This window comes from Propioniciclava flava (assembly GCF_004126535.1).
GTDB lineage: Bacteria > Actinomycetota > Actinomycetes > Propionibacteriales > Propionibacteriaceae > Propioniciclava > Propioniciclava flava.
On the sequence record NZ_PPCV01000001.1, the window covers coordinates 517,499 to 544,052 of the forward strand.

Here is a 26,554-nt window from a genome sequence, read left to right on the forward strand (position 1 = left end):
GGCCCGTCCCTGCGTGGGGACGGGCCGCCGCCGTCTGCGTCACCGGCCGGTTGCAGGCAGAGTGCTCAGAACAGTGCGGAGGTGAGATCGCGACGCGCCTTCAGCACGGCCGGATCGCTCGCACCCACCGTCTCGAAGAGTTCCAGCAACCGCTTGCGTGCGCGCTCGCGATCATCGCCAACGGTGAGACGAATCGCCTCGATGATCCGGGCGAACGCGGGTGCCACGTTGCCCGAGGCCAACTCCAGGTCGGCCATGGCGAGTTGGGCGTCCACATCGGCGGGGTCTGCGTCGGCCTTCGCCTTCACCTCAGCCGGGTTGGCCCCACCCAGGCGCACCATCAGGGCCGCCTGCGCCCGGCCCGCCGCGGCTTCGCTGTCGGCCGGGTTGGCTTCCAGCAGCTTGTCGAACTCCTCCACGGCCGCGGCGAAATCGCCGCGCTCCAAGGCGGCGTCCGCCGCGTCGAACCGGGGATCGGGGCCAGCAGCCTGAGCGGCGTTCGGATCGACGACCGGCTGCGCCTTCCCGGATACCCCGTTCGTCGCTGCCACCTGCAGGAGTTGGTCGATGGCGCCCTTCGCCGTCGCCTTGTCGGTGGTGCCCTGGAACAGCGGCGCGAGTTGGCCACCCAGCACACCCACCACCAGCGGGACGCTTTGGATCTGCAGCGCCTGCGCAATGGTCGGCGCACGATCCACGTCGATACGGACCAGCAGGTATGCGCCAGCCGCCTCGTTGGCTAGTTCGGTCAACGTGGCCGCGAACTGCGGGTCAGGCGCCCGGGATGACCAGAACTCCAACACGAGCGGGTGCTGCATGGACAAGCCGAGCACCGACTCGAAGGACTGGTCGTCGGCTTCGACGACCCACGACGCACCCGGCGGCGGCGGCGGTGTGGGCTTGAGGGCGGACAGATCGATCGCTCCGCCACGCAACGGCATAGAAGACATGGGCCCTATTCTTCCACCGATGTACTGAGGACCAAGACTCGCTCTTCAGCGAACCGCGAGACGATCCGGATACCAGGCTGCGCACCGGCGGTGGGCGCGGCATGATGGGGCCATGGTTCACCCACGCGCCGGACAACCCGCCACCCCCGAGGACCTCATCGATGTCGATCAGGTCATCGCCGCCTACTACGACCTGGTTCCCGACCCGGCCAACCCCGACCAGCAGGTCGTGTTTGGCACCTCCGGCCATCGTGGTTCCAGCCTGAAGACTGCGTTCAACGAGGCGCACATTGCTGCGACCACCCAGGCGATCATCGAGTACCGGGCATCCCAGGGGATCACGGGTCCGCTGTTCATCGGCAAGGACACCCACGCGTTGTCGCTGCCCGCCTGGAAGACTGCCTTGGAGGTGCTGCACGCCGCAGGCATCGACGTGCGCGCCGAGCGGGAGGACGAGTACACCCCCACCCCGGCCGTCTCCCGCGCGATCATCGTTTACAACCGCGACCATTCCGGCCCGCGAGCCGACGGCATCGTCGTGACCCCGTCGCACAACCCGCCCACCGACGGCGGGTTCAAGTACAACCCTCCGCACGGTGGCCCTGCCGACTCCGATGCCACCTCCGTCATCGCGGCCCGCGCCAACGAACTGCTGGGCACCTGGCGTTCCGTGGCCCGCACGCCCTACGAGCGGGCCGCCGCCCAGATCACCCGGCACGACTACCGGACTCCCTACGTGGAGGATCTGTCCTCGGTGATCAACCTGGACGCCATCCGTGATGCAGGCCTCTCGATCGGGGCCGATCCCATGGGCGGTGCGTCGGTGCAGTACTGGGAATACCTGGCCGACACCTTCGATCTGGGGATCTCCGTGGTCAACCGCACCGTTGACCCCGCCTGGCCGTTCATGACCCTGGACTGGGACGGCAAGATCCGCATGGACTGCTCCTCCCCCTACGCCATGGCCTCGCTGATCGGAAACCGGGACGCCTACGATCTGTCGACCGGCAACGATGCCGACTCCGACCGGCACGGGATCGTCACCCCCGACGCCGGGCTGATGAACCCGAATCACTACCTTGCTGTGGCGATCCAGTACCTGTACGCGCACCGTCCCGGCTGGGATCCGCAGGCTGGCATCGGCAAAACGCTGGTCTCCAGTTCCATGATCGACAAGGTCGCCGCCAAGCTCGGTCGCACCCTGGTGGAGGTACCCGTCGGGTTCAAGTGGTTCGTTCCAGGACTTTCTGATGGATCGATCGGGTTCGGCGGCGAGGAATCCGCCGGGGCGTCCTTCCTGACGCTGGACGGGCGCACGTGGACGACCGACAAGGACGGCATTCTGCTGGACCTGCTCGCCTCCGAAATCCTGGCCGTGACCGGCCAGACGCCCAGCCAGCACTACGCCGCGTTGGCCGAGGAGTTCGGCCAGACCTCGTACGCTCGCGTGGACGCCCCCGCGAACCGGCAGCAGAAGGCCAAGCTCGGGGCACTCACCCCCGAAGACGTGACCGCCACCGAACTGGCTGGTGAGGCCATCGTCGCCAAGCTGACCCGCGCCCCGGGAAACAATGCACCCATCGGCGGGTTGAAGGTCGTCACGCAGAACGCCTGGTTCGCCGCACGTCCCTCGGGCACCGAGGACGTGTACAAGATCTATGCCGAGTCCTTCAAGGGCGACGCTCACCTAGCTGAGGTGCAGGCCCAAGCCAAGCAGGTGGTCGACTCAGTGCTGTCCTGATTGCCAGGCCAGCAGTTCGGCACGTCGTCCGCGCGCCAGGAGCCTGCCCACCCACGTGGCAGGCACCTGGATGCCGGAGGCCAGGTAGGCCACCACATGGTCATAGATCAACCCGGCCGTCATCGTGGCGAACGCGGACGTCTGCCCGATCAGCACCACGGTGTCGCCTAGACGCAGCGGCGTCTCGAAGGCGGGCTCAAAGGTCGTCTCGCCACCGCGAATGAGGGTCACGGGCAGGGCGCGTAGAGGGATGCTGCGATCGTCGGGATGCCGGAACAGATCCCCCAGCCGCAGCGGGTGCCCGGCGTGAAGCCAACGCGCCACCGCCGGAGCCTGGACGTCGTCGATGACGAACCGATCACTGTCGGGCGAGCCGCGCCCCATCCGCTGCACGATGCGTGACAGCAAGGAGTCGGCGGCCTTGTCATCCAGCGTCCACAGGTAGGACACGAACTCCCAAAAGTCTGGCGTGATGACGCGCGACAGCGCCTCCGAGACCGACAGTTGCGCGGGAATGAAGACCGAATCGGGGGCCATGGCCTCCAGGAGCGGTTTGGCTCGTGACGAGCTTTGCCGCACGACCACGAAGATGTCGGGGCTCTGGAGGCGTGCGTGCCCGGCGAGGGCCAGGTTCACGGCATCTTGATCACTGCCTGCCACGAAACCGACCGAGCCGCTCACGTCAGGTGGCCCATCCTCAGGCCGAACCAGGGACCAGTTCAGGCCACCATCATCGAGATCTTGCGCCAACTCGCGTCCGAAATGGTCGTTGGACGCGATGACCCAATGGCCGTCCTCGTGTTCCTCGGTGTCGGGCGGCAGCGGCTCCCCGCTCATAGCGGTCAGCCACATGACGAGCCGGTACGTATCCGGGTGCCGCAGGCGCATCACCAGATAGTTCCCGTACCGTTCGAAGGCGTTGACCACGGCATCGGCGCCGAAGTCGTGCATGGCTCCGACGGTAAGCCGGTCGTTTGCACACGCGATCACCGGGACGTCGTCGCGGAGCAACGACACGGCCATGACGATCGCAAGGTTGACCTCGTCGTCATGGGTGAGCGCCAGTACCCCGGCGCAGTAGGGGCTGCCGAGCCCGGCCAGCCCCAGGGACGCCGGGTCGCGGGCGTCGGCCACCAGCGCGGGGATGTCGCTGGACAGTTGAGCGTTGGCCAGTGCGGCCAAGGAGGCGGGGTCGGCGTCCAAGATCACGCAACTGCGCCCTCGGGCATCCAGCTTCTCGGCGACCATCTGGCCCATCTGCCCGTATCCGGCAACGATCAGGAACGGACGCCGCAGGCTCGTGACTTTGCGCACGAAGGACTGCCGGGCCAGCGCGAGGCGAAATGCGCGATCTTGCAGGAGCCCCAGCGTGATGCCGATGAAGTAGGCCCACCCGATCACCGAGGCGAAAATGCACACGATCACCCAGGCCCGCTGCGGATAGGACAACGGGTAGGGGATCTCACCGAAGCCGATGGTGGTCGCGGTGAAGCTCATCAGGTACAGCGCATCGAAGACGCTCATGTGCCAGGGCCGCCCGGCCGGGTCGGTGCCGGGAATGAGCGTCAGGCCGGTGACCCCCACGCTGAACACGGCCACGACGGTGATGAGCGGTGCTCGCAGCTTGCGCAGGGCGAGAAAGAGCGCATCAGTCGGTTGGACCGGGTCGGGGATGCGGACGGTGCGCCGACGTAGAGGGTTGCGCCGCCGCGGCGTCCGCGCGGATGTTCGGGTGCGCCGCATGGGTGCCTCAGTGATGGCGGAAGTTCGCGGTTTCGATCACCATCAAGACGACGGAGACGATGTTGGCCAGCAAGGCGCCCAAGGCCAGGGACACGACGCTCGACATGGCGCTGGCCGTGAGCGCCTGGGGCTGAATCTGGGTGATCCAGATCCACACCGTCGCCGCGCCGATGAGCTGGATCGTCGCCACCAGGCTGGTGGCCAGGTGCATTGCTCCTATTTGGGTGCGGTCGCCGAACTTCAAGATCGTGGCGACGACGTTGACCACCACAGCCGCATACAGTTCAGCAACGTTGTGCAGGTCAGGGTTGCCGATGTCGCCCGTCACATAGCCGAAGTTCAGCGTCGCCGCGAGCAGCACGAAGAAGCCGAAGACCACCTTCTCCAGGTTCATGGCGTCACCCTATCCGGCCCAGACGTCAGCCGACGACGACCCCACCCCTGGCCAAGAGGCGGCCTCGGGTTCAGCTCTTCGCGGTGGAGAAGAGGATGTCCACCACGTAGACGAGCGTGTCCCCCGCCTCAACGGTGGGTGCGGACGCATTGCCGTTGGGGTAGGCCTGGTCAGGCGGGATGATGAGCAGGACGCGGGACCCAATCGGGCGCCCCACCAAACCGGCGCGCCACCCCGGGATCATCTCCGACAACTGTGCCGCGTCGGCGGCGTCGAAGCCATCATCGATCATCTGGCCGGTCTTCCAGGACCAGCCGCGATACTTCACCAGCGTGACGTCCCCCTCGGCGACCGCAGGCTGATCCCCGGTGATGAGGTTCTCTGCGACCAGGGTGCTCGGCGGCGTGGCGCCGCTGGGGATCGTGACGACAGGCTTGCCGCCGTCGTCATGGACGGTCACCGGCAGGGTGGGATGGTTGATCGTTCCCGACGCTTGACCGACGGAAGTCGCCAGCACGTCCACCACGAACACCAGCGAATCGCCGACCTGGATCCCTGCCTGCGGCGAGCCGCCCGAACTGTCATAGCCGTCGGTGCCGGGCATCCCGATCAGAACGCGTTCCCCGACTTTGGCACCCGTGAGCCCCTTGGTGAACCCCGGGACGACCTGCGAGAGGGAGAATACTGCGGGTGTGCCCTTCGCCCACGACGAATCGAACACCTGCCCGGTGCGGCCGTTGACGCCCACGTAGTTGACCTTCACGTAGGAGTCGCCCGCCGCGCTGACGCCGTGACCCTCGGTCACGACGCGCGTGCGGGTCTGGTCGATCGCCCACGGGGAGGGCACCGTGACGGCAGGTGCTGCCCCGGCCTCGCCCGTCACCGTGATGCCATCCAGGCTGGCCGACGGCGTGATCGGCGTCGGGCTCGGCGTCGCGGACGGGGTCGCCGTCGCGGTGGCGGTATCGCTGGGTGTCGGGGTCGCGCTCGGTTCGGGCGCTCCGCCGCACGCGGTGAGCGTCACGGCCAAAGCTAAGCCCAACGCAACGGACGCGGCGGCTTTGAGGGAATTCTGCACCCCGGCATCCTACCGAGCCTTTCTGTGGCCCCGTCGCACCGCACGCGGGCGGCGCCTACAGTTTGACGGCGTCCAGCAAAGCGCCCAGTTCCTCCGAGGTCACGTCGCGCAGTTCTCCTGGGCGCAGGCGGCCCATACGGACGGGGCCGATCTGGATGCGCGACAGCGACGTGACGGGGTGCCCGACGGCATCGAACATCCGGCGCACGATCCGGTTGCGCCCCTCGTGCAGGACAACGGTGACCATGCTGCGGTGACGCGCCTTGGCCCCCACCCGGATCCGGTCGGGCTTGACGGGGCCGTCCTCCAACCGGATCCCGGACGCCAGCCGCTTCGCGGTCGCCTCGTTGAGGTCGCCCTCCACCTCGGCGACGTAGGTCTTGGTGAGTTCGAAGCTGGGGTGCATCATCGCCTGAGCAAAATCGCCGTCGTTGGTCAGCAGGAGCATCCCATCGGTGTCGGTGTCGAGGCGTCCCACATGGAACAGCCCTTGACGGGAGTACGAGCCGAGATAGTCGCTCAGCGTCGGCCTGCCCTGCGGGTCGCTCATGGTGGACACCACTCCGCGTGGCTTGTTGAACACCAGGTAGACGTGCTCGCGGGGCGGCGGGATGCGGGCGCCGTCGACGCGGATCACGTCGCGGCGTGGGTCCACCCGGCGTCCCTGTTCTGTGACCAGTTCGCCGTTCACCTCGATCCGCCCCTCAGCCACCATCAGTTCAGCGGCGCGGCGGGAGGCGACGCCCGCCTGGGCGAGGACCTTCTGCAGCCGGATGCCTTCGGGTTCGCTCATGCGTCCTCCTTGTTGTGCGGCAGCGCCGCCTCGTGTGCTGGGTGGGTCGACGCGTCATCACGCGCCAGGGCCTCGGCTTGCCCTGCCAGTTCGGCTTCCAACAAGGAGGCCTCGGGCAGGTAGGGCGCGATCGGTGGGAAGTCATCCAGGCTGGTGAACCCCATCTTCTCCAAGAACACCGCGCTGGTACGAAACAGCATGGCACCCGTCTCCTCGGAGGACCCCGCCTCCTCGACGAGCCCGCGGGTGACCAGCGTGCGCATCACACCATCGACGTTGACGCCTCGGATGCCCGAGACGCGCGAGCGGGAGATCGGCTGAAGGTAGGCGACGACCGCCAACGTCTCCAAGGCGGCCTGGGACAGCTTGGCTTGTTGCCCCTCCATCACCCACCGCCCGATCAGATCGGCGTGCTCCGCACGGGTATAGAACCGCCAGCCTTGCCCGACGTGGCGCAGTTCGAACCCACGCCCGGTGTCGTCGTAGAACCGCGCCAGCATCTCCAGGGCGGCTGTCACCTCGGCCACAGGCACCTCGACGGCCTGGGCGAGTTCGAGGGCACTGAGCGGTTCGGTCGCCATCAGTAGCAGCGCCTCCAAGGGGGCCGTGAGCGTGGCGTCTGGATAGTCAGGCATGCGGGTCTCCTTGCGGCGGGACGCCAGTGAATTCGTCGATCCTCGCGGGCTCGAACCCCACGGCCTCGGGGGCAGTCCAGCGGATCGTCAACGCCCCCAGGGGCGCCACCTGATCGAAGGACACCACCCGTTGCCGCGCCAACTCCAGCAACGCCAGGAAGCGTGCCACGACCACCAGCCGCTCCCCCGCGTCCGCAACGAGGGCGCGGAAGGTCATCGACCCTGACTCCCGTAGCCGCGCCACGATGAGGTCGGCCTGTTCACGGACGCTGACCGCGGGAGCGTGCAGGTGCGCCAACGAGATCGCGTCCTCGGTTTTGGGTTGCAGGGCTGCCGCTGCGAGCCAGGCCAGGTGATCGCCCTCGACGGTGAGCACCACCTCGGGCAGAAGCCGCGCGAACGCCTCCTCCAGCCCTCCCGGGCGTGGGAACCGGCGAGCCTCTGAGTCGAGACGGTCACGAAACTGCCCCGACACCTGCTTAAAAGCCCGGTATTGCAGGAGCCGGGCGAACAGCAGATCTCGCGCCTCCAGCATGGCGATGTCGTCGGCGTCCTCCACCTCACCCGCGGGGAGCAGGCGTGCGGCCTTGAGGTCGAGCAGGGTGGCGGCCACCACGAGGAAGGAACTGGTCTGGTCCAGATCCCACTGGTTGCCCATGGCTCGCAGATGGGCGATGAACTCGTCGGTGACCGCCGAAAGCGCCACCTCGGTGACGTCGAGTTTGTGACGGGAGATGAGCTGGAGCAGGAGGTCGAATGGGCCTTCGAAGTTGGTCAGCTTGACCGTGAACTCCCCCGACGGCTCGGCCTGCGTCACGACTCGGCGGCCAGCCGCTGCAAGACGTCGGCGCTTTCGGCGTCCGCCTCGATGCTGGCCAGCGCCGACGCGATCGCTGCCCGGACGATGCGTCCGCGATCCACCGCTAGCCCATGCTCGGCTCGCAGTTCGAGGCGCAGCCGCTCGAGGGCGAGGAGTTCCTCGCTGCTCACGTACACGGTGATCTTCTCTTCGTGCCGGACGCGGCCGCTGTGCTCCACCCCTGCCGGGGTGCGACGCCGCTTGGGCGTGGCCGCCTCGCTTGAGGCTGGGGCCTTGGCGGGAGCACCGGGGGCGCGCAGTTCCTCGTGGGGGCTGCTCGCGTCCGCGGCCGCACTGCGCCGCCGCCGCACCGCTGCCTGCCCTTCTCGGGTTGGCGAGTCCTCAGCGTTCTCGCTGCCGAGCCCCGTGGAGCGGAACAGCTCGGAGGCTCCGGGGAGGCCTACACGTCGGGGCATCGCAGGAGCACCTCCTTGGCCAGGTTGCGGTATGCCTCGGCACCGGGGCTGGAGCTGGCGTAGGTCGTGATGGGCTCACCGGCCACGGTGGTCTCGGGGAACTTCACGGTGCGCTTGATCACGGTGTGGAAGACCTTGTCACCGAACGCCTCCACGACCCTCTCGAGCACTTCGCGGCTGTGCAGCGTGCGTCCGTCGTACATGGTCCCGACGATCCCCAAGACCTTCAGGTCGGGATTGAGGCGCTCGGTGACCTTGGCGATGGTGTCGGTCAGCAGCGCCACACCGCGCAGCGCGAAGAACTCGCACTCCAGGGGGATCAGCGCATAGTCGGACGCGGTGAGGGCGTTGACGGTCAGCAGCCCCAGGCTCGGAGCACAGTCGATGATGATGACGTCGTAGTGGCTCTTGACCGGCGCCAGGACGCGACGCAACGTTTGCTCGCGGGCGACCTCGGACACCAACTGCACTTCGGCTGCCGACAGGTCGATGTTGGCGGGGAGGAGATCCAGGCCGTCCACGTTGGTGGGAAGCACCACCTCGTCGATGGCGACGTCACGCCCGAGCAAGAGGTTGTAGATCGACGTGTCGAGGTTGTGCGGGTTGACGCCCAGGCCCACCGATGCCGAGCCTTGCGGGTCGAAGTCGACCAGCAGCACCTTGCGCCCTGTCTCGGCGAGGGCGGCACCCAGGTTGATGGTCGTGGTGGTCTTGCCGACGCCGCCCTTTTGGTTGGTCATCGCGATGATGGCCGCGTTCTTGGGGCCCGGGCGGGGTGGCCGGGCGTCGCCCAGGTCGGGCCAGGGGCGCCCGGTGGGCCCCTGTGCTCCCGCTTCCGCCGGTTCCTCGTCGACCAGGGCGGGGTTCTTGCTCACGGGTTCCTCCTCGGATTGTGGACGTCGGGAGAAGCCTACGCCTCAAATAGAGACAAAATGACATCGGCGGAGGGCTCCCCGCCGACAACTACTTGACAGTTCAAGTTTGTTGGTAGGATGGCGGCATGGCTGAGGTGCGCTGGTTAAACGATGACGAGATCGCGGCATGGTTGAAGTTCCGTGCCGTCATCGAGGTGCTGCCTGGAGTATTGGACAGCCAACTGCGCCGCGACGCCAACCTCACGCACATGGAGTATCAGGTTCTCGCGATGCTCTCCGAGACGAGCGACGCAACGCTGCGCATGTCGACCCTAGCCGCACGCTCCAACGCGACACTGACGCGCATGTCGCACGTGGTAACCCGCATGAGCGCCCGCGGGCTGCTCGAGCGCCAAGCCTGCGTCAAGGATGGGCGCGCCACCAACGTGCACCTCACGTCCGCCGGCCGGACGGCCCTGACGGCGGCCGCCGCGGGTCACGTGTGCCAGGTTCGCTCCTCACTGATCGATGCCCTCACCCCCGAGCAGTTGCACCAACTCGGTGGCATCTGCGACGTGATCCTGGACCGAATCGACCCCGACGGGATCGTCACCTCGCGCTGACGCCCGGCTCCCAGGGTTGCCCGACGGCCTCAGGACCCGCACTCTGGTCTCATGGCTCTCACCGTCCAGATCACTGTCGATGCTCACGATCCAGCACGACTGGCCGAATTCTGGGCCCTGGCCCTCGGCTACGAACTCGAAGCTCCTCCGGCGGGGTTCGCCACCTGGGATGAGGCGCTCGACGCCTGGGGTATCCCCGCCGACGACCGGAACAGGGCCTCCGCGTTGCGCGACCCAAACGGCACTGGTCCGCGCCTCTTCTTCCAGCGCGTCCCCGAGGGCAAAACCGCCAAAAATCGGGTCCACCTGGATGTGCGCGCCGCCGAAGGCGTGGCGCCCGAGGACCGGATGGCTGCCCTGGAGAGCACGGCCAAGATCCTGGTCTCTGCGGGTGCCACGCGCGTGGAGCGACACGAGCCCGACCGGTTCGGCAAAGGCCACCTCGTGATGCAGGATCCCGAAGGTAACGAGTTCTGCCTCGATTGACCCGCCCCGCACCGGCGTCGGCCCGCCGAGGCCGCGGCCCCGCTACCGGGCGCGCGGGTGCGCCGCGATGAACACCTCGCGCAGGTGCTCGGCGGTAACCAGGGTGTAAAGCTGGGTTGTCGCCACCGAGGCGTGCCCCAGCAACTCCTGGACGACGCGCACATCCGCGCCCCCGTCGAGGAGATGCGTGGCAAACGAATGCCGCAACGTGTGCGGGCTCACCGGCACGCTGAGTTGGGCCGCCTCTCCCGCTGCGGCCAAGATGTTGTAAGCCGACTGGCGGCTGAGACGATCACCGCGCGCGTTGAGCAACAACGAGGGGCCCGGCCGACGAGCGGCGCCGATCATCGCCGGGCGGCCACGCACCAGCCACGCCCCCACTGCGGCCCGCGCGTAGGAGCCGAGCGGGACGATGCGCTCTTTGCGTCCCTTGCCGAACAGCCGAAGCCCGATATCGGGATCCTCCCGTTGAGCAGTGAAGTCGTCCACGTCGAGAGCCAGCACTTCCGAGACCCGTGCCCCCGTCCCGTATAACAGCTCCAGCAGTGCCGCATCCCGTAGCCCACACGGCGTTTCCGTGTCGGGAATGTTCAGCAGCGCCTGGACCTGATCCACCGAGAGCGCCTTCGGTAAGCGCTTGGCCCGCCGTGGCGCCACCACCTCAGCCGACGGATCGTCGGGGGCGTCCCCGTCGCGGACGGCGAACCGGTGCAAGGACCGGACGGCCGCCACACCACGGGCCACCGAGGAGGCGGCCAGCCCCGGCCTGGACGCGTCACCAGCGCGCAGCCATGCCGCGAACGCGGCCACCTGGGCGGCGTCCACTTGGTCGATCGCTCGGACGCCCTGCTCGTCCAGCCAGGACGCATAGCGCGCCAGGTCGCGACGGTAGGCCGCGACGGTATGGACTGACGCGCCCACCTCGGCTTCCAGATGGTCGAGGTAGGCCGCGACGACCCGAGGGACAGACGTCACACCACGCCGCCGTCGAACAGTCGCGGACTCCCCATTATGAGGAAGAGGTCAGCGCCGCCACCTCGGCGGTTCGACGACTCGCCGCATCGCGTGCGGGCCACGGGGCGTCCGCGGGGCGCAGGTCCTCAACGCGGCCTGACCGCAGCGCGGTGTAGGCGGCCAGCGAGCCGGCCACGAGTGTCGGGTTCTGAACGCGTCCGGCCAACACCGCCTCAACGAGTTCCTCCAACGGCACCAAACACACGTCCATGTCGGCTTCCTCACCGTGCAGGGTGAAGCCGTCCGGACGCGGGACGTCGCGCAGATCCCGCGCCAAGAAGATGCGCAACGTCTCAGCCAGGCATCCGGGGGAGGTGAGGTAGTCCACCAGAACCCGCCAATCGCCAGCCCCCAGCCGGGCCTCCTCGGCCAGTTCGCGCTCGGCTGCCGACAGCCACGTCTCCCCCTCGGCGTCCAGCAGGCCCGCCGGTGGTTCGATCAGCCGGAAGCCGACCGGATGCCGGTATTGCCGCACGACGACGACGCGTTCTTGGTCGTCCACGGCGATGATCCCGACGGCCCCGGGATGCTGAAGGTAGTCGCGCACCATCGTCTCCCCTTGCGGGGTCGCGACCGTGTCACTGACGAAGGTGCTCACCGCACCCTCCCCCAGCACCCGATGGCTCAGAATCGGCCAGTTCACCGGCGCATCGGCGATCGCGTCGACGCCGAGCACGGGGAGCTCACGCATGCGCGGCTTCCTCGGTGAACAGGCGCTGGCTGCGGCGACGCTCCACGGCCGCAGAGATCAGCCCGGCGAACAGCGGGTGCGCCTTCGTCGGGCGCGACTTGAACTCCGGGTGCGCCTGGGTGGCCACGTAGTAGGGATGCAGGTCGGAGTCGAGTTCCACGAACTCCACCAGCTTCCCGTCCGGCGAGGTACCCGACACCTTCAGCCCCGCCGCCTCGATCTGCTCACGGTAGGCGTTGTTCACCTCGTAGCGGTGGCGGTGACGCTCCGAGACCCGCGTGGTGCCGTAAGCGTCCGCCACCACCGAACCGGGTGTCAGGACGGCCGGGTAGGCGCCCAGCCGCATGGTGCCCCCCAAATCTCCTGCCCCCTCCACGAAGGCTTCCTGCTCGGCCATCGTCGAGATGACGGGGAACTCGGTGTCGGGGTCGAACTCGGTCGAGGCGGCCCCTTCCAGCCCGGCGAGGTTGCGCGCGGCCTCCATGACCATGCACTGCAGCCCCAGGCACAGGCCAAGGGTGGGGATCTGGTTCTCGCGGGCGTAGGTCAGGGCGCCGAGCTTGCCCTCCACGCCGCGAATGCCGAAGCCGCCGGGAATAAGGACGCCATCGACGTTACCGAGATGGCGTGCCGCTCCTTCGGGTGTGGCGCACTCGTCGGAGGCGACCCACGTCACGTTGACCTTGGCGTAGTTGGCGAACCCGCCCGCGCGCAACGCCTCCGACACCGACAGGTAAGCGTCAGGCAGATCGATGTACTTACCAACCAGCGCGACGGTCACTTCCTCCTTGGGATGGTGCACCCGGTCAAGGAGATCGTTCCACCGCCGCCAGTCGACGTCTCGGAAGCTCACGCCCAGCTTCCGCACCACATAGGCGTCCAGGCCTTCGTTGAACAGCACCCGCGGAATCTCATAGATCGAGCCAGCGTCGGGGCAGGAAATGACGGCTTCCTCGTCCACGTCACACATGAGCGCGATCTTGCGCTTGATGCTGTCGGGCACGTCGCGGATGCAGCGGGCCACGACGGCGTCCGGCGTGATGCCCACCTGGCGCAGCGCCGCCACCGAATGCTGGGTCGGCTTGGTCTTCAGTTCGCCCGAGGGGCCGATGTAGGGCACCAGGGACACATGAAGGAAGAACACGTTCTCCCGGCCGACCTCCCGGCGAACCTGGCGGGCGGCCTCCAGGAACGGCAGCGACTCGATGTCGCCGACGGTGCCGCCGATCTCATGGATGATGACGTCGGTGCGGCCATCGTTCATGGCCAGCATGTCGTCGCGGATCTGATTGGTGATGTGCGGGATCACCTGGACGGTGTCCCCCAGGAAGTCCCCGCGGCGCTCCTTGGCGATGACCGTGGAGTACACCTTGCCGGTGGTCACGTTGGCCTCGCCGGTCAGGTTCACATCCAGGAAGCGTTCGTAGTGCCCGATGTCGAGGTCGGTCTCGGCGCCGTCCTCGGTCACGAACACCTCACCATGCTGGAACGGGTTCATGGTTCCCGGATCCACATTGAGGTAAGGATCCAGCTTCTGCATCGTCACGCGCATGCCGCGCGCTACCAGAAGCGATCCGAGGCTTGAGGCCGTCAGGCCCTTGCCGAGCGAGGAGGCAACGCCCCCGGTCACGAAAATGTGCTTGGTCTCTTGCGCGTCTCCCACGGACCTCCAGCATAGGCGCTTTTCACAGGGCTCGGTGACACCCCCGGGGATACCGGATCGTCCGCGTCCATGGTTGGCTGGCGTTCATGGATGCCGACCTCGCCATGGTGCGGGACTTCCTCGCCGCGCATGAACCCTTCAGCGCGCTGCCCGCAGCCGTCCTGGATTCGCTGCCGTCGCGCCTCCAAGCGCGGTACTTCCGGCGGGGCAGCGTGCTGGTGGAGGTGGGCGCATCGAACGCCTTCCTCTTCCTGCTGCGCTCAGGCGCGGTCGACATCGTGGACGCCCACGGCACGTTGGTGGAGCGGGCTGAAGTCGGCGAGTCGTTCGGGTTGTCATCGGTGATGACCGGGGGGCCCAGCGCCTACCGCCTCGTCGCCCACGCCGATACGTTGTGCCTGCTCCTGCCCCGGGAAGCCTTCCGCGAACTCATGGCGTCCTCGTCTGCCTTCAACCGGCATTACCTCGATCAGCAGGCGGGGCGGATCAAGGCGGCCATCGACCAGGTGCGGACGCCCGAGGCGGGCTCAGCCATCCTGCGGACCCGGGTGCGCGACATCGTACGAACGGCCCCCATCACCGTCACGCCGGACACGAGTGTCGCCGTCGCCGCTCAGGTGATGACACAGCACCGCGTCTCAGCCCTGCTGGTGACCGCCGACGATGCCCTGGTCGGGATCCTGACCGACCGCGATCTTCGCGCCAAGATCGTCGCTGAGGGGCGACCCGCCAGCACGCCGGTGTCCTGCGTCATGTCACCCGATCCCGTGGCCGTTTCCCCCGACACCCTGGCGTTCGAGGTGCTGGTGTCCATGACCGAGCGCGGTTTTCATCATCTGCCCGTGGTCGACGGGGCTCGTCTGCTGGGGATGGTCACCGCAGGTGACCTGATGCGGCTCGAGCAGGCCAACCCCAGCTATCTGGTGGGGCTCATCGAACGACAAACCACCGTCGCGGGCCTGGCTGAGGTTGCGGCACGGCTGCCCAGCGTCGTCGCCCTCGCCGCTGCCCAAGACGCCACCGCCGCGGATATCGCGCGGGTGTTCACCGCCACCGCGGATGCCCTGACGCGCAGACTGATCGCGATCGCGCAGGAATCCCTGGGGCCCGCCCCTGCCGCCTTCTGCTGGGTGGCGCTCGGCTCACAAGGACGATTCGAAGCAGGGCTGGGTTCGGATCAAGACAACGCGCTCATCCTGGAAACCGAACCCACTGCGCAGGCGGCGTCCTGGTTCGAGGCGTTGGCGACGTTCGTCGTCGACGGTTTGGAGCGGTGCGGCTTCCCGCGCTGCCCAGGGGACATGATGGCGACCCAACCCCGGTGGCGGCAGTCGGTGGCCGCGTGGGAGCGCTGCTTCGCGCACTGGATCACTACCCCGGAGCCGGACGCGCTCCTGCATGCGCAGACGTTCCTGGATCTGCGCGCCGTCGACGGGGATCGTGCCTTGGCCGAGCAGGTCCACGCCCACGCCGTCGCGCTGGTGCCCGGCTCCCCCCGCTTCCAGGCGCACCTGGCGAAGCAGGCCCAGCGTTTCGAACCGCCGCTGGGGTTCTTCCGGGACTTTGTCGTCGAAACTGCCGGCGACCATCGCCACGCACTGGACCTCAAGGCCGGTGGGCTCACCCCGATCGTGCAGGTGGCACGGCTCGCGAGTCTGGCCACCGGCTCATCGGCGGTCAGCACCGGGGAGCGCCTCCGCAACGCGGCGGGCACCTCGTCGTTGTCTCATGAGGACGCCGCGAGCCTCGCCGACGCCTTCGAGTTCATCGGTTACGTGCGGTTGCAGCATCAGGTGCGTCAGATCGCTGCCGGGCATGACGCCGACAACTACATCGATCCGACCTCGTTGAGCCCGTTCGAGCGCCGCCACCTCAAGGAGGCGTTCGCGATTATCCGAACCGTGCAGAAGGCACTCGCGTACCGGTATCGAACGGACGTCACCTGACCATGAACTGGCCCTCCACCTTTGCGTTGCGTCGGCGTCGCGCGGCCCGGCTCGCCACCGGCCCCCTCCGGGACTTCTACGCCTCGCCGCCCCCCGCACCCGCAACTCCGCTCGACGAACTGGACCTCGTCGCGATCGATGTCGAGACGACGGGGCTGGATCCGGCCCGCGACACGGTCCTCAGCGTCGGTCACGTGCTGGTCCAGGGCCTCAGCATCGCGCTCGGCACGGCCTCGGGGCACCTCGTGGACGCCGGGGTGGCGGTCGGGCAGTCGGCTACCTTCCACGGGATCACCGACGACGCCCTCGCGCGCGGGGACGCGTGGGACACGGTCGTGGCCGATGCGGTGACAGCCCTGACGGGCCGCGCGCTGCTCGCCCATTTCGCCTACATCGAGCGCCATTTCCTCTCGCGGTTGTGCGAACGTCTCTACGGAGCACCCCTGGTCGTCCCCGTGGTGTGCACGCTCACCCTCCACGATCGCCTGATCAACCGCGGATTCGACGACGAGGCGCGCGCGGGGCAACTGCGGCTGTGGGCGGCGCGCGAGCGCTTCGGACTGCCCGCCTACCCGGCCCACGATGCCCTCACCGACGCGCTCGCGTGCGCGGAACTCTATCTCGCCCAGGTTGCGGAACTGCGCAGCCCGCACCCCCTGACCTTGCGGGATGTCGCCGTGCGCTAGGAGGCCTTATGCGGGGTTGGGCCGAGCCCCGAAGATGACGCTGCCCAACCGCACGCACGTGGAACCCTCCTCGACGGCCAACTCGAAGTCGCCCGACATCCCCATGGACAGGGCACTGATGCGGGGGCCGTGGACGGCTTGGAGTTGATCGCGCAGAGAGCGCAGCGTCGCAAAGCTGTGGCGGATGGCCGTGGCGTCGCTCGTGTGTGCCGCCATCGTCATGAGGCCCCGAACGTCCAGATGAGGGAACCTGCTGAGCGCCGCCACAGCATCCATCATCTCTTCCGGCTGAAAGCCTGCCTTGGCCTCCTCGCCGGACGTATTGACCTGCACTAAGACGGTCAGGCGCCGCCCGAGGGCGGCCAGGCGTCGCTCGAGCGCCTCGGCCAGGGCCACAGAATCCAGCGACTGAAGCTCGGCGGCATACTCGGCGATCAGTTTCGCCTTGTTGCTTTGGATGCGACCGATCGCTACCCACGACAAGGAAAGGTCTCCTAGGGCGGCGGTGCGTCGCGCCAGCTCTTGGGGGCGATTCTCCCCGAACCGGCGGTAGCCAGCTCCCGCCGCGGCCCGGACCGCCTCATCAGGATGGGTCTTGCTGACGGGAAGCAACTCCACCTCGCCGGGATCGCGTCCGACGCGTGCGCACGCCGCATCGATCCGGGCGCGGGCTTCGACCAGGTTCTCCACGACGTCCACCATGGCCCCAGGACTACCACACCCACGCGGTGGGGCGGGTGGGAACGATCAGGCGTGCAGAACCGCCAGGAAGGGCAACAGCGGCGTGACCAGCCCGACGCTCATCCAGAACATGCCCAGGTTCATCGCCGCACCCATTGCGTGGTGGGCACGTTCGGCGGCTGAACCGACCGGACGCGGGTCGTGGCAGCTTGCCTCGGCGGCCACGGGGGGACGGTGGTGGTCGGCAGCGTGCACCGAGGCAAGCGTCGTCTGCCGGACCGTAGGAACCTGCCCGGCGACCGGCCGCACCCACGCCACCAGCGACGCGCAACCCATCCAGGCGAGTGCCGCCATGAACGGCAACCCCACCCAGGCGATCACATCGACCGAACCCGTCATCCCCGGGGCCGCGTGCTCCCCCATGCCGTGCCCAGCCATCTGCGCCATCTTGACCATCATGCCCACCAGGTGCCAGGTCATCGCGGCGAACATCAGCGCGTGCCCGATGAAGTGCCCACGCCCAGGCCCCGCGGTGCGTACCGCCAACGCCACGAACCACAAGGCAGCGAGCAGGAAGAAACCAGCCTGCACGCCCACCGGCACCACCGCACTGAGCGCGGCATACGTGCTGCGGGGCACCATCGCCAGCATGACTACCGACATGACGAGGTGGAGAGCGTTAGAGACGCCATGCTGGGGCGTCGTGGAACGAATCAACTCGACGGCGCTCCACAGGGTGCACCAGGCAAACAAGACGAGCAGGCCGACATACATGACGGGGGTGGCGGCGAACGTGAACATGGGTGATTTCCTCCCTCGGTGACGTGACCGAGGAGCGTGAGCTCCTCATCATCGGGTCACCGAGGCGTGAAACGGACGCCGGGCGCTGGGATGAGTTGCGCGGACCGGCCACAGGCCGGTGGCGCAACAGTAGAACAATCAATCTCCGTGCGCCAAACGTCCGCCTCGACCACGCCAAACCGGGACGACCGAGGCTCGGCTCAGGGCCAGCGCGCGGCCAGCGACGCGACGGCCAAGCTCGCCAGCACAGCGAAGGCCAGGGCGATCCCGGCATACAGTTCGGTGACCTCCTGGTCGACCTGTTCGTAGCCCACGGACCGGGCGATGCTGGAGTACACCTTCTCGAGTTCGTCCGCCGACCCCGCCCGGAAGGCCTCCCCGCCGGATTCGCGCGCCACGGTGGCTAACTCGGCAGGGTTCACCGGAACCGGCTCGCGTCGGCCGTTACTAATCACGTACCCGTTCGCGGTGCCGTAGGCGATAGTGTAGATCGGATACCCGGCCTGCTTGGAATCGCGCGCCGCCTGCTGACTGGATCGCCCAATGTTGGTGTAGCCGTCCGACAGCAACACGATGGCGCCCGGCGTCGGGTCGTTGGGGTGGTCCGGGTCGGGGGGCACGAGCGCCATGGCGTCCAGCGCACTGTAGATACCCTCACCGATCGCGGTGGACGGCGCCAATTGCAGGTTGTCGATGGCGCGGTTCACCAGTCCGCGGTCCTGCGTCGGTGGCACGATGATCGAGGAGGACCCGGCGAACGCGACCAGGGAGACGTTGAAGCCGGTCGGCAGCATCCCCACAAAATCCTGGGCCGCTGCCTTGGCGGCCACTAGCCTGCTCGGCTCGATGTCGGTGGCTTCCATGGAGCGTGAGACGTCGATGGCGACCACGATGGTGGCCCGCTCGCGCGGGACCATCACGCTGTCCTTGGGCTGTGAGAAGGCAACGGTCAGCGAGGCCAGGCTGAGCACGGCTGCGGCGACAGCGACGTGCCGCTTCCAGGCCGCCTGTTTGGGGAGCACCTTGCTCAGGTTGTCGATCCCGAATCTCTTGTTGCGCGTGGCGCTGCGGCGCACCAGAGCGGCGTAGAGCAGCAGCAACACGGGCACCAGGGCAAGCAGCCACAGCCGCTCGGGGTGGAAGAACGAGATCATCGGAACAACGGTCACGGCCATCGAGCCCCCAACGACACGGCCGCCAGTGCGGCGACGACGGCAAACGCGAGACCATACCCGGCCCAGTTCGCGGTGGTTTCCTTCTTGACCTCGTCGTAGCCGATCTCGGAGCGAATCGACTGGTACACGCGGCTCAGATCCCCGGCGGACTCCGCAGCCGCGAACGTTCCACCGGTCTCGCTGGCGATCGTGCGCATCAGGTCGGCGTCCGGGGGGACACGCTCACGTTTGCCATCGAGATCGACCGAACCGTTCTCGGTGCCATAGGCGATGGTGTGGATCGGCACTGAGTCGCTCTTGGCTTGGGCGGCCGCCCCCAACGGAGCACGCCCCGCGGTGTTTTGACCATCGGAGAGCAACACGATGGTGCCGGGCGCCGCCGATCCGTCATTGCCCTTGGGGGCCATCTCGATGGCGCTCAGCGCGACGTAGATGGCATCACCCACCGCCGTGGAGTCTTGCAGCGTGAGGCCCGTGATGGCGCGCACCGCCATCGTGCGGTCCGTCGTCGGCCCCAGACGCGTCGCCGGATTACCCGACATCGACACGACAGCCACGTTGTACTGCTCGGGCAACGACTTGACGAAGTCGATCGACGTCGACTTGGCCGCCTCCAGCCGGCTCGGCGCCACGTCGGTGGCCGCCATCGACTGAGAAACGTCGATGACCAGCACGATCGTGGCCCGCTCCCGGGGGACGCGGTCGACGCCGTTGGGACGAGCCCAGGCCAGCACGAGCGTGATCAGGCTGAGCAAGGAGAGCGCGACGGCGAGGTGACGCCGCCACTGCGACTGCTTGCGCACCACGCGTCCGAGCACGGCGGTGTTGGTGAACCGCATCCCGGTGCGCTTACGGCGCCGGGTGGCGAGAACGTAGGCGAGGATCAGGACCGGGACGACGGCCAGCATCCACAACCGTTCAGGCTGCAGGAACAGGTCGCTGAGGTTCATCGGCTGACCCCCTGCGGCGGCTGGTGCAACTGGCTCGCGACGCGCCGGTAGGACAAGACGAAACGTGCGATGTCCTCGACCCAGTCACGATCTGTGCGCAGTTGGATATGCGCCACCCCCGCACGCCTGAGCGCGACGCGGATGCGCTCGCGCTGCGCCGAGGACGCCGCATTAAACCGTTCCCGGGCCGCAGCATCGGAGGTGTTGATGTAGCGGGCGAAGTCACTTTCGGGATCGCGGATCAGGATGTCGCCGACGTCAGGGAACTCCACCTCGCGGCGGTCCACGACCTCCACGCAAATGACCTGATTCTTCACGGCCAGGCGGCGCAAGGGGCGCTCCCATTCCGGGGGGGTACTCGGATCGAGTTCGGTGTCGTCGGGGCTGAGGAAGTCCGACACGACCACGCGCAGCCCGCGCCGCCGCTGGGTCCGCGCCAGCTGATCGATCCCCTGGGTGAGCGAGTAGGGGCCGCTGGCATGGTCGGGGACGACGGGCTCGGTGAGCATCTTGCGCAAGAGGGCGTACAGAGCCATGCGGCCGGATCGGGCAGGGATCCGTACCAGCGCCTCGGGTCGCATGATGAAAGCACCGAAGCGGTCCCCCATCTTCTGGCTGAGGAAGCCGATGGTGGCGATGGCGGCAATGCCGAGATCCCGCTTGGTGACGCCTTCGGTCCCCCAGTTCATCGATGGGGTGGCGTCCAGCAGCGCCCACACTTCGAGTTCGCGATCGGCAATCGTGTCGCGAACGTGGGGGGTTTGCGTCCGTGCCGTGACGGCCCAGTCCATCTTGCGGACGTCGTCTTGGCCCGGAACGTACAGCCTCGCGTCGTTCGTCTCCGACCCGGAGCCGGGCAGCAGGCCACGATGATCGCCGTGAAGGTAACCCTCCATCCGGCGCACCACGGCCAACTCCAGCCGTTTGAGGGCCTGCTCGGGTGCCAGCTTGCTCAACGGGATGGTGGCCCCGGTGGGTTCGCGCAGCACCGACGCCACAGCGCCGAGGTCGTCGGCGGTGGCGAAGTCTGGTCGGTCCTGATTCGTCACAAGTTCCTTACGGGTGGACGCGACCAGGCTCGTAATGGTGCTCGGTGCGGGCCTGCTGGCGCTGCTGGTCGTTCCACACCGGCGTCGGCGCAGGGACCATCGCGATGAGGCGTTCGACCACCTGGACGGGTGAAATGTTGTCGGCGATGGCGTCGAAGCCCAGCACGAGGCGGTGCGCCATCACGTCCTTGGCTACCGCCTGGACGTCGGTGGGCAACACGTAATCGCGGCCGTGGATGAGCGCCAGGGCCCGAGCGGCGGCGACCAGGCCCAACGTGGCGCGCGACGAGGCGCCCACCGAGATCACCGGCTCCAGATCCGGCATGCCGAACTCGACCGGGTTTCGGGTGGCCATGACCAACCGCACGATGTATTCGGCCACGAGGTTGTGCACGAAGACGTTGCTGGCCATGTCCTGCAACGCCAAGACCCGCTGGGTGTCCAGTAGATTGCGCGCCTCCGGCGGTTGGACGCTCATCCGCCGCAGGATCTCGAACTCCTCGTTGCCGCGCGGATACGGCACGTCGATCTTGAGCAAGAAGCGGTCCCGCTGCGCCTCGGGCAGCGGATACACGCCCTCGGATTCGATCGGGTTCTGCGTCGCGATGACGCTGAAGGGCTTCGGCAGCGGGTACGTCTTGCCGCCCAGGGAGACCTGCCGCTCGGCCATCAGCTCCAGCATCGCCGACTGCACCTTGGCGGGGGCACGGTTGATCTCATCGGCCAGGACAAAGTTCACAAACACCGGGCCGAGCACCGTGTCGAACTTCTCCTGGCTAGCGGAGTAGATCCGCGTGCCCACAATGTCGGAAGGCACCAGGTCCGGGGTGAACTGGATGCGGGCGAAGTCGCCACCGACCACCGTCGCGAACGTGCGCACGGCCAGCGTTTTGGCGGTGCCCGGGACGCCTTCGAGCAGCACGTGCCCCTTGGCCAGCAGGCCGACCATCAACTGCTCGACCATGTGCTCTTGGCCGACGATGACCCGCTGGACTTCAGCGATCGCCTCGCCCAAGAGCGTGGCCGCCTCGGCCGTCGAGTAGGCGGGCTGACTAGATGCTGTCACGCGCGTGTTCTCCTTGGTGCGGGCGGACGCTGAACGAACGCGACCGACCTTACCCGGTGAGGCTAAGAGCAACAGACTACGTCCCGGGCTCACACAGCCCCCTGCCTCCCCCAGGCCGCCTCAACCGGCCCGTCTCGTCGATGCGGCACAATAGGGGCGATGACCGAGCACGAGTTCCCGCAGCGCTCCGAGCCCGACGACGGCAGCGCCCCGCTCTATCCCCTGCTGCCGGTCGACCCGCCACGCATCGGCCCCTACTGGCTGGAGGCCCGCGTGACGGCGTCGGCGTCCGGCGTCGCCTATGCCGCCCATGCCACCGACGGCACCGTCGCGATGGTCATCATGCTCAGCGAAGGCGCGGCCGATGATGCCGCCGCCGTCGACCGGTTCGCCGGGACGATCGAGAAGATGCACATCGACACCGTTCTGGCGCGCGGCGGGCATCAGCAAGACAGCGGGCGTCTCGCAGGTAAGTACATTGCCCCCGACGACACCCCGCAGGCCCCCGACCCGACGCCGAACGCCCCCTGGGCGGCCCTGGCCTACGATGCCTCGCCCGCCGCGACGGCGGAGGCGGAGCGCGTCCTGTCCGAGGTGGATCTGTCCTGGCTGCCCAATCAAGGTGCCGAGCACGGGCCCAGCTATGCGTTGCATTGGATCGACAAGGTCGCCCCAGGGGTTTCGCGGCAGTGGCCGCTGCCGTGGCCCGGCAAGCCTCAGCGGGCAGGGTGGGCCAGCATCCTCATCTCATGGATCATCATGATGCTGATGATGGCGCTGGCCGTCTTGATCGCCATCTTGCTCTTCCAGACCACTCCGCCCCAGAACGCACCCGACCCGGTGCCGAACTCGGCCTCTGCGTCGGCCAGTGGTGGATCCGGTTCCCCGTCGCCACAGTCGGGTTCCCCCTCCCCGCAAAGCGGGTCGGCGAGCCCTCAACCCAGCTCTGGTTCCCCTGAGGCCTCGGGCTCAGCCTCGGCCAGCGCGAGTTCTCCCACGCCGGACAGTCGGCTATGACCGCGGTCCGGCTGATCGTCACCGATCTGGACGGCACGCTCCTGGGGCCCGATGGACAGATCTCCGAGGCGGACGCCGACGCCCTGCTGGAGGCAAGTCGACGCGGCGTCCACCTCGTTGTCGCGACCGGTCGACCAGCCCGATGGCTCGGGTGCCTGAAGCCCCTTGCGGCGGCACACCCGCACGTCATCGTGAGCAACGGCGCCGCCGTCATGGATCTGACGTCGGGAGCGTTGACGCAAGTGCAGGCCATCCCCGGTGACGTGGTCGCCTCGGTGGTGGCGCGGCTTCGCGCTGCCAGACCTGACGTGCTGTTCGGGAGTGAGCATGGTGACGGGTTCCACTGCGAACCGACCTGGCCGTTACGCGAATTCGATCCCTCCGGCGTCTTGGTGACGGATCCTCGCCTCCCCACCCGCGCGGCGTGGGACGGGCTGGCCACCGGTGCGTCCCCCATCGTCAAACTGGTGGCGACCGCCGAGGATCTGCCGATTGATGCCTTCACCGAGTTGGTCGCCTCACTGGTGGGTGACCGCGTCACGGTCACGCATTCCTCGCCCTCCGATAGCCGGGGGATGGTCGAGATCAGTGCAGCGGGCGTCACGAAGGCGACCACTCTGGCGCTGGTCTGTGACCGCCTCGGCGTCGATCCCTGTGCGGTGGCAGCCTTTGGGGACATGCCCAACGATGAGGCAATGCTGGAGTTCGCCGGGCGAGGGTTTGCGATGGGGAACGCGCACCCGCTGCTGCGATCGCGTTTCCGCGTGGCGCCCAGCAACCGCGAGGGCGGCGTCGGCGTGACGGTGCGCGCCCTGCTTGCTGAACTGGCGAGCTAGGCGTACCCGAGATCGTGCAGGCGGTCATCGTCGATGCCGAAGTAGTGCGCGATCTCATGCACCACGGTGATCCCGACCTCCTCGATGACTTCGTCCCGGGTCTGGCACAGGCGCAGGGTGGGGTTCTTGAAGATCACGATCCGGTCGGGTAGCACACCGCCGTACTGGGTGTCGCGTTCGGTGAGCGGGACGCCGTCGTAGACGCCGAGGAGGTCAGGCTCCCCGGCGGGTGGCTCGTCCTCGATGACGATGATGCAGTTCTCCAGGAGGGCGAGGAGGCGCTCGGGGATCGCATCGAGGGCATCGTTGACGTGGGTCTCGAACTCATCGTCGGACATGGCGATCACGCTTTCACCCTAGCCATCTGGTGCGCAGGCGTAGCCCAGCCCGCACCCCTCGACGCTGATGTGGAGGCACGGCAACCGCCAGCGCCCTCGTAGGTGGCCCCGTTAGGCTGACGCCACCACACGTGGGCACCTAGGGGGAATCACATGAAGATCGCCATCGGCTCCGACAGTTCCGGCATCGAGTTGAAGAACATCGTCGTGGCGCACCTCCTGGACGCGGGCCACGACGTGACCGATGTCGGCTGGGATGGCACGGGCGAGGCGGAGTACTCCGCTCACTATGCGCGCAAGGTCGCGCACCTGATCCGTGACGAGGACGTGGAGCGAGGCGTCCTGATCTGCGGCACCGGGATCGGCATCTCCATTTCCGCCAACAAGGTTCGGGGCATCGGCGCCGCCGTGTGCTCGGAGCCCTACACCGCCCAGCACACCCGCGAACACAACGGAAGCCAGATCATCGCCTTCGGGGCCTTCGTCGTGGGCCCCCAGATGGCCTGCGCCATCACCGACGCCTTCCTGGGTGCCGAGTTCAAGGGCGGCATCTTCGCCGAGCGCTTCAACTTGATCGCGGCCATCGAAGATGAGGAACTCGCCGCCGCCTCACGCGGCTAGGGAACCCGCCCCGCGCTAGTTCAAGCCCAGGTGGCTGGCCACGAGCCCGCTGATCGCCTGGGCCTCAGCCAGCGTCGGCATCTCGCAGAAGACACGCAGGACCGGTTCTGTTCCGGAGAACCGGATCGTCACCCACCCGCCGCCTGCGAAGTAGACCTTGCAGCCATCGTCCCAGCGCACACGCTCCACAGGCACGGGGAACTCGGGCAGGTCGTGCTGGACGAACACCCGGTGTTCGAGATCGGCCTTGCGTTCGCCCGCGAACGCATAGGCCGCCTCGATCATCTCCATGACCCCGTACTTGGCGAGGATGTCGGCATACAGTTCGGAGAGCTTCTTGCCGGAGGCTGCGACCATCTCCACGAGCAGGCTGCCCGCGTAGACGCCGTCCTTGCCTGCGATGTGGCCGCGCACCGTGAGGCCGCCGGAAGACTCGCCTCCGATGACGGCGTCGGTCTCCGCCATCTTCGCGGAGATCCACTTGAACCCGACGGGCACCTCGTAGACGACCTCGCCATGCGCGGCGGCGACCCGGTCCAGCAGGTGGGTGGTGGACATGTTGCGGACCGCAGGCCCCTTCCACCCCTTGCCATCGAGGAGGTAGTCGTAGAGCAGCACCAGAATCTGGTTGGGGTGCAGGAAGTGCCCTTGGTCATCGATGACGCCTAGCCGGTCGGCGTCACCGTCGGTGGCCACCCCCAGGTCGGCCCCCCGCTCCACAACGGCCTGGCGTAGGGGCTCCAGGGTCGCCGCGGTCGGGGACGGGAGGCGTCCGCCAAACAGGGTGTCGTGCCGATCGTTGATGACGTCGACCTGGCATCGCGCGGTCATCAAGACGGTCTGGAGGCTGGTTTGGGCCACCCCGAACATGGGGTCGAGCACGACGTAGAGGTGGCGATGCCGGATGGTCTCCATGTCGAGTTTGTCGATGATGGCGTCCAGATACCAGTTCAGGGAGGTTTGGACGGTGAGCAGCGGATGGCCGCTCACGTCTTCGGGCGCGACGGCCACCACGTCGGCGTCGCGGAGCGCGTTGGCCCGTGCAGCGATCTCATCGGTGACGGAGACCTCTGCGTCGCGGCCTCCCTCGGTGAAGATTTTGATGCCGTTGTAGAGCGCCGGGTTGTGGCTGGCAGTGATCGCCATGCCGTAGGCGCAGCCCTTGTCGCGCACCGTCCACATGAACATCGGTGTGGGCGCGGGGCGCGCGATCGAGGTGACCGGGATCCCGTTGCCGAGGAAGACTTCCACGGCCCAACCGGTCGCCTCCGCGGAGAGGAAGCGCCGGTCGTGCCCGATGACGACTCCTCTGTCCTCGACTCCTTCGGCGGCCATCCGTTCACACAGCGCCTGCGTGATACGCCGCACGTTCTCGCGTGTGAAGCCATCGCCGATGATCTCGCGCCATCCCCCGGTACCGAAGTTGATCATGGCGGCAGCCTAACCAG

The 26,554-nt window shown here is 67.7% G+C and carries 28 protein-coding genes; 8 read left to right on the forward strand and 20 right to left on the reverse strand.

Features of this window, described 5'->3' with window-relative positions; translation table 11 throughout:
- Positions 1 to 65: 65 nt before the first annotated feature.
- Positions 66 to 950, reverse strand: a complete 885-nt coding sequence (locus C1706_RS02390) for a co-chaperone YbbN (RefSeq protein ID WP_129457586.1) — start codon at positions 948 to 950, stop codon at positions 66 to 68.
- A 112-nt stretch (positions 951 to 1,062) separates the two neighbouring features.
- On the opposite strand from C1706_RS02390, the gene pgm reads away from it, so the two are divergent.
- The gene (gene pgm, locus C1706_RS02395) at positions 1,063 to 2,691 is read left to right on the forward strand and encodes a phosphoglucomutase (alpha-D-glucose-1,6-bisphosphate-dependent) (RefSeq protein ID WP_129457587.1); all 1,629 of its coding nucleotides are present in this window, start codon (positions 1,063 to 1,065) and stop codon (positions 2,689 to 2,691) included.
- Here the strand turns inward: pgm and C1706_RS02400 are convergent.
- The 8 genes from C1706_RS02400 to C1706_RS02435 all read right to left on the reverse strand — a co-directional run bounded on the left by C1706_RS02400 (position 2,677) and on the right by C1706_RS02435 (position 9,484).
- On the reverse strand, positions 2,677 to 4,434 hold the full coding sequence (locus C1706_RS02400) for a potassium channel family protein (protein ID WP_129457588.1): 1,758 nt from the start codon (positions 4,432 to 4,434) through the stop codon (positions 2,677 to 2,679). The two genes, pgm and C1706_RS02400, sit on opposite strands and share 15 nt — an antisense overlap.
- A gap of 7 nt (positions 4,435 to 4,441) precedes the next feature.
- The gene (locus C1706_RS02405; protein ID WP_129457589.1) at positions 4,442 to 4,828 is read right to left on the reverse strand and encodes a DUF6394 family protein; all 387 of its coding nucleotides are present in this window, start codon (positions 4,826 to 4,828) and stop codon (positions 4,442 to 4,444) included.
- 70 nt (positions 4,829 to 4,898) lie between these two features.
- A complete protein-coding gene (locus C1706_RS02410) occupies positions 4,899 to 5,906 on the reverse strand; it encodes an FKBP-type peptidyl-prolyl cis-trans isomerase (RefSeq protein ID WP_129457590.1) in 1,008 nt (335 codons plus the stop codon).
- A gap of 55 nt (positions 5,907 to 5,961) precedes the next feature.
- A complete protein-coding gene (locus tag C1706_RS02415) occupies positions 5,962 to 6,699 on the reverse strand; it encodes a pseudouridine synthase (protein ID WP_129457591.1) in 738 nt (245 codons plus the stop codon).
- Complete coding sequence (gene scpB / locus C1706_RS02420) at positions 6,696 to 7,334, reverse strand: SMC-Scp complex subunit ScpB (RefSeq protein WP_129457592.1); 639 nt, start codon at positions 7,332 to 7,334, stop codon at positions 6,696 to 6,698. The genes C1706_RS02415 and scpB overlap by 4 nt, the downstream gene beginning before the upstream one ends.
- Positions 7,327 to 8,151: a segregation and condensation protein A gene (locus C1706_RS02425; protein WP_129457593.1), complete on the reverse strand. Its 825-nt coding sequence runs from the start codon at positions 8,149 to 8,151 to the stop codon at positions 7,327 to 7,329. The genes scpB and C1706_RS02425 overlap by 8 nt, the downstream gene beginning before the upstream one ends.
- Complete coding sequence (locus C1706_RS02430; RefSeq protein ID WP_129457594.1) at positions 8,148 to 8,609, reverse strand: hypothetical protein; 462 nt, start codon at positions 8,607 to 8,609, stop codon at positions 8,148 to 8,150. Before C1706_RS02430 ends, C1706_RS02425 begins: the two co-directional genes overlap by 4 nt.
- Positions 8,594 to 9,484 (reverse strand): ParA family protein, encoded by an 891-nt coding sequence (locus tag C1706_RS02435; RefSeq protein ID WP_284690543.1) that lies wholly within the window; start codon positions 9,482 to 9,484, stop codon positions 8,594 to 8,596. Before C1706_RS02435 ends, C1706_RS02430 begins: the two co-directional genes overlap by 16 nt.
- 125 nt (positions 9,485 to 9,609) lie before the next feature.
- On the opposite strand from C1706_RS02435, the gene C1706_RS02440 reads away from it, so the two are divergent.
- Both C1706_RS02440 and C1706_RS02445 read left to right on the forward strand, forming a co-directional pair.
- Positions 9,610 to 10,086 (forward strand): MarR family winged helix-turn-helix transcriptional regulator, encoded by a 477-nt coding sequence (locus C1706_RS02440; RefSeq protein ID WP_129457595.1) that lies wholly within the window; start codon positions 9,610 to 9,612, stop codon positions 10,084 to 10,086.
- A 51-nt stretch (positions 10,087 to 10,137) separates the two neighbouring features.
- Positions 10,138 to 10,572 carry a VOC family protein gene (locus tag C1706_RS02445; protein ID WP_129457596.1) on the forward strand — a complete coding sequence of 145 codons (435 nt, stop codon included), beginning with the start codon at positions 10,138 to 10,140 and terminating at the stop codon, positions 10,570 to 10,572.
- Positions 10,573 to 10,614: 42 nt separating this feature from the next.
- On the opposite strand, the gene C1706_RS02450 is transcribed toward C1706_RS02445, so the two are convergent.
- The 3 genes from C1706_RS02450 to pyrG are packed head-to-tail and all read right to left on the reverse strand — an operon-like array spanning position 10,615 to position 13,940.
- Complete coding sequence (locus C1706_RS02450) at positions 10,615 to 11,547, reverse strand: site-specific tyrosine recombinase XerD (protein WP_129457597.1); 933 nt, start codon at positions 11,545 to 11,547, stop codon at positions 10,615 to 10,617.
- A gap of 34 nt (positions 11,548 to 11,581) precedes the next feature.
- Complete coding sequence (locus tag C1706_RS02455; RefSeq protein ID WP_129457598.1) at positions 11,582 to 12,277, reverse strand: NUDIX domain-containing protein; 696 nt, start codon at positions 12,275 to 12,277, stop codon at positions 11,582 to 11,584.
- Positions 12,270 to 13,940: a CTP synthase gene (pyrG, locus tag C1706_RS02460; RefSeq protein WP_129457599.1), complete on the reverse strand. Its 1,671-nt coding sequence runs from the start codon at positions 13,938 to 13,940 to the stop codon at positions 12,270 to 12,272. The genes C1706_RS02455 and pyrG overlap by 8 nt, the downstream gene beginning before the upstream one ends.
- Positions 13,941 to 14,026: 86 nt before the next feature.
- Here pyrG and C1706_RS02465 point away from each other — a divergent pair, with 86 nt between their 5' ends.
- Both C1706_RS02465 and C1706_RS02470 read left to right on the forward strand, forming a co-directional pair.
- Positions 14,027 to 15,886 (forward strand): putative nucleotidyltransferase substrate binding domain-containing protein, encoded by a 1,860-nt coding sequence (locus C1706_RS02465; RefSeq protein WP_129457600.1) that lies wholly within the window; start codon positions 14,027 to 14,029, stop codon positions 15,884 to 15,886.
- A gap of 2 nt (positions 15,887 to 15,888) precedes the next feature.
- The gene (locus tag C1706_RS02470) at positions 15,889 to 16,572 is read left to right on the forward strand and encodes an exonuclease domain-containing protein (protein WP_129457601.1); all 684 of its coding nucleotides are present in this window, start codon (positions 15,889 to 15,891) and stop codon (positions 16,570 to 16,572) included.
- Between the two features lie 6 nt (positions 16,573 to 16,578).
- On the opposite strand, the gene C1706_RS02475 is transcribed toward C1706_RS02470, so the two are convergent.
- The 6 genes from C1706_RS02475 to C1706_RS02500 form a co-directional block, all read right to left on the reverse strand.
- Positions 16,579 to 17,274, reverse strand: a complete 696-nt coding sequence (locus C1706_RS02475) for a YggS family pyridoxal phosphate-dependent enzyme (RefSeq protein WP_129457602.1) — start codon at positions 17,272 to 17,274, stop codon at positions 16,579 to 16,581.
- Between the two features lie 45 nt (positions 17,275 to 17,319).
- The gene (locus tag C1706_RS02480; RefSeq protein ID WP_129457603.1) at positions 17,320 to 18,054 is read right to left on the reverse strand and encodes a DUF5134 domain-containing protein; all 735 of its coding nucleotides are present in this window, start codon (positions 18,052 to 18,054) and stop codon (positions 17,320 to 17,322) included.
- Between the two features lie 200 nt (positions 18,055 to 18,254).
- Complete coding sequence (locus C1706_RS02485; RefSeq protein WP_129457679.1) at positions 18,255 to 19,223, reverse strand: VWA domain-containing protein; 969 nt, start codon at positions 19,221 to 19,223, stop codon at positions 18,255 to 18,257.
- On the reverse strand, positions 19,220 to 20,179 hold the full coding sequence (locus tag C1706_RS02490) for a VWA domain-containing protein (RefSeq protein WP_129457604.1): 960 nt from the start codon (positions 20,177 to 20,179) through the stop codon (positions 19,220 to 19,222). Before C1706_RS02490 ends, C1706_RS02485 begins: the two co-directional genes overlap by 4 nt.
- A complete protein-coding gene (locus tag C1706_RS02495) occupies positions 20,176 to 21,177 on the reverse strand; it encodes a DUF58 domain-containing protein (RefSeq protein WP_241653398.1) in 1,002 nt (333 codons plus the stop codon). Before C1706_RS02495 ends, C1706_RS02490 begins: the two co-directional genes overlap by 4 nt.
- 58 nt (positions 21,178 to 21,235) lie before the next feature.
- Positions 21,236 to 22,294 carry an AAA family ATPase gene (locus C1706_RS02500; RefSeq protein WP_241653377.1) on the reverse strand — a complete coding sequence of 353 codons (1,059 nt, stop codon included), beginning with the start codon at positions 22,292 to 22,294 and terminating at the stop codon, positions 21,236 to 21,238.
- Positions 22,295 to 22,453: 159 nt separating this feature from the next.
- Here C1706_RS02500 and C1706_RS02505 point away from each other — a divergent pair, with 159 nt between their 5' ends.
- Both C1706_RS02505 and C1706_RS02510 read left to right on the forward strand, forming a co-directional pair.
- Complete coding sequence (locus tag C1706_RS02505; RefSeq protein WP_129457605.1) at positions 22,454 to 23,311, forward strand: hypothetical protein; 858 nt, start codon at positions 22,454 to 22,456, stop codon at positions 23,309 to 23,311.
- Complete coding sequence (locus C1706_RS02510) at positions 23,308 to 24,147, forward strand: HAD hydrolase family protein (RefSeq protein ID WP_129457606.1); 840 nt, start codon at positions 23,308 to 23,310, stop codon at positions 24,145 to 24,147. Before C1706_RS02505 ends, C1706_RS02510 begins: the two co-directional genes overlap by 4 nt.
- Here the strand turns inward: C1706_RS02510 and C1706_RS02515 are convergent.
- Entirely contained in the window at positions 24,144 to 24,485 is a 342-nt protein-coding gene (locus tag C1706_RS02515; protein ID WP_129457682.1) for a metallopeptidase family protein, read from the reverse strand. The two genes, C1706_RS02510 and C1706_RS02515, sit on opposite strands and share 4 nt — an antisense overlap.
- Positions 24,486 to 24,638: 153 nt before the next feature.
- On the opposite strand from C1706_RS02515, the gene rpiB reads away from it, so the two are divergent.
- Complete coding sequence (gene rpiB / locus C1706_RS02520; RefSeq protein WP_129457607.1) at positions 24,639 to 25,106, forward strand: ribose 5-phosphate isomerase B; 468 nt, start codon at positions 24,639 to 24,641, stop codon at positions 25,104 to 25,106.
- Between the two features lie 15 nt (positions 25,107 to 25,121).
- Here rpiB and C1706_RS02525 read toward each other — a convergent pair whose 3' ends face one another.
- A complete protein-coding gene (locus C1706_RS02525) occupies positions 25,122 to 26,537 on the reverse strand; it encodes a phosphoglucomutase/phosphomannomutase family protein (protein WP_129457608.1) in 1,416 nt (471 codons plus the stop codon).
- Positions 26,538 to 26,554: the final 17 nt, after the last annotated feature.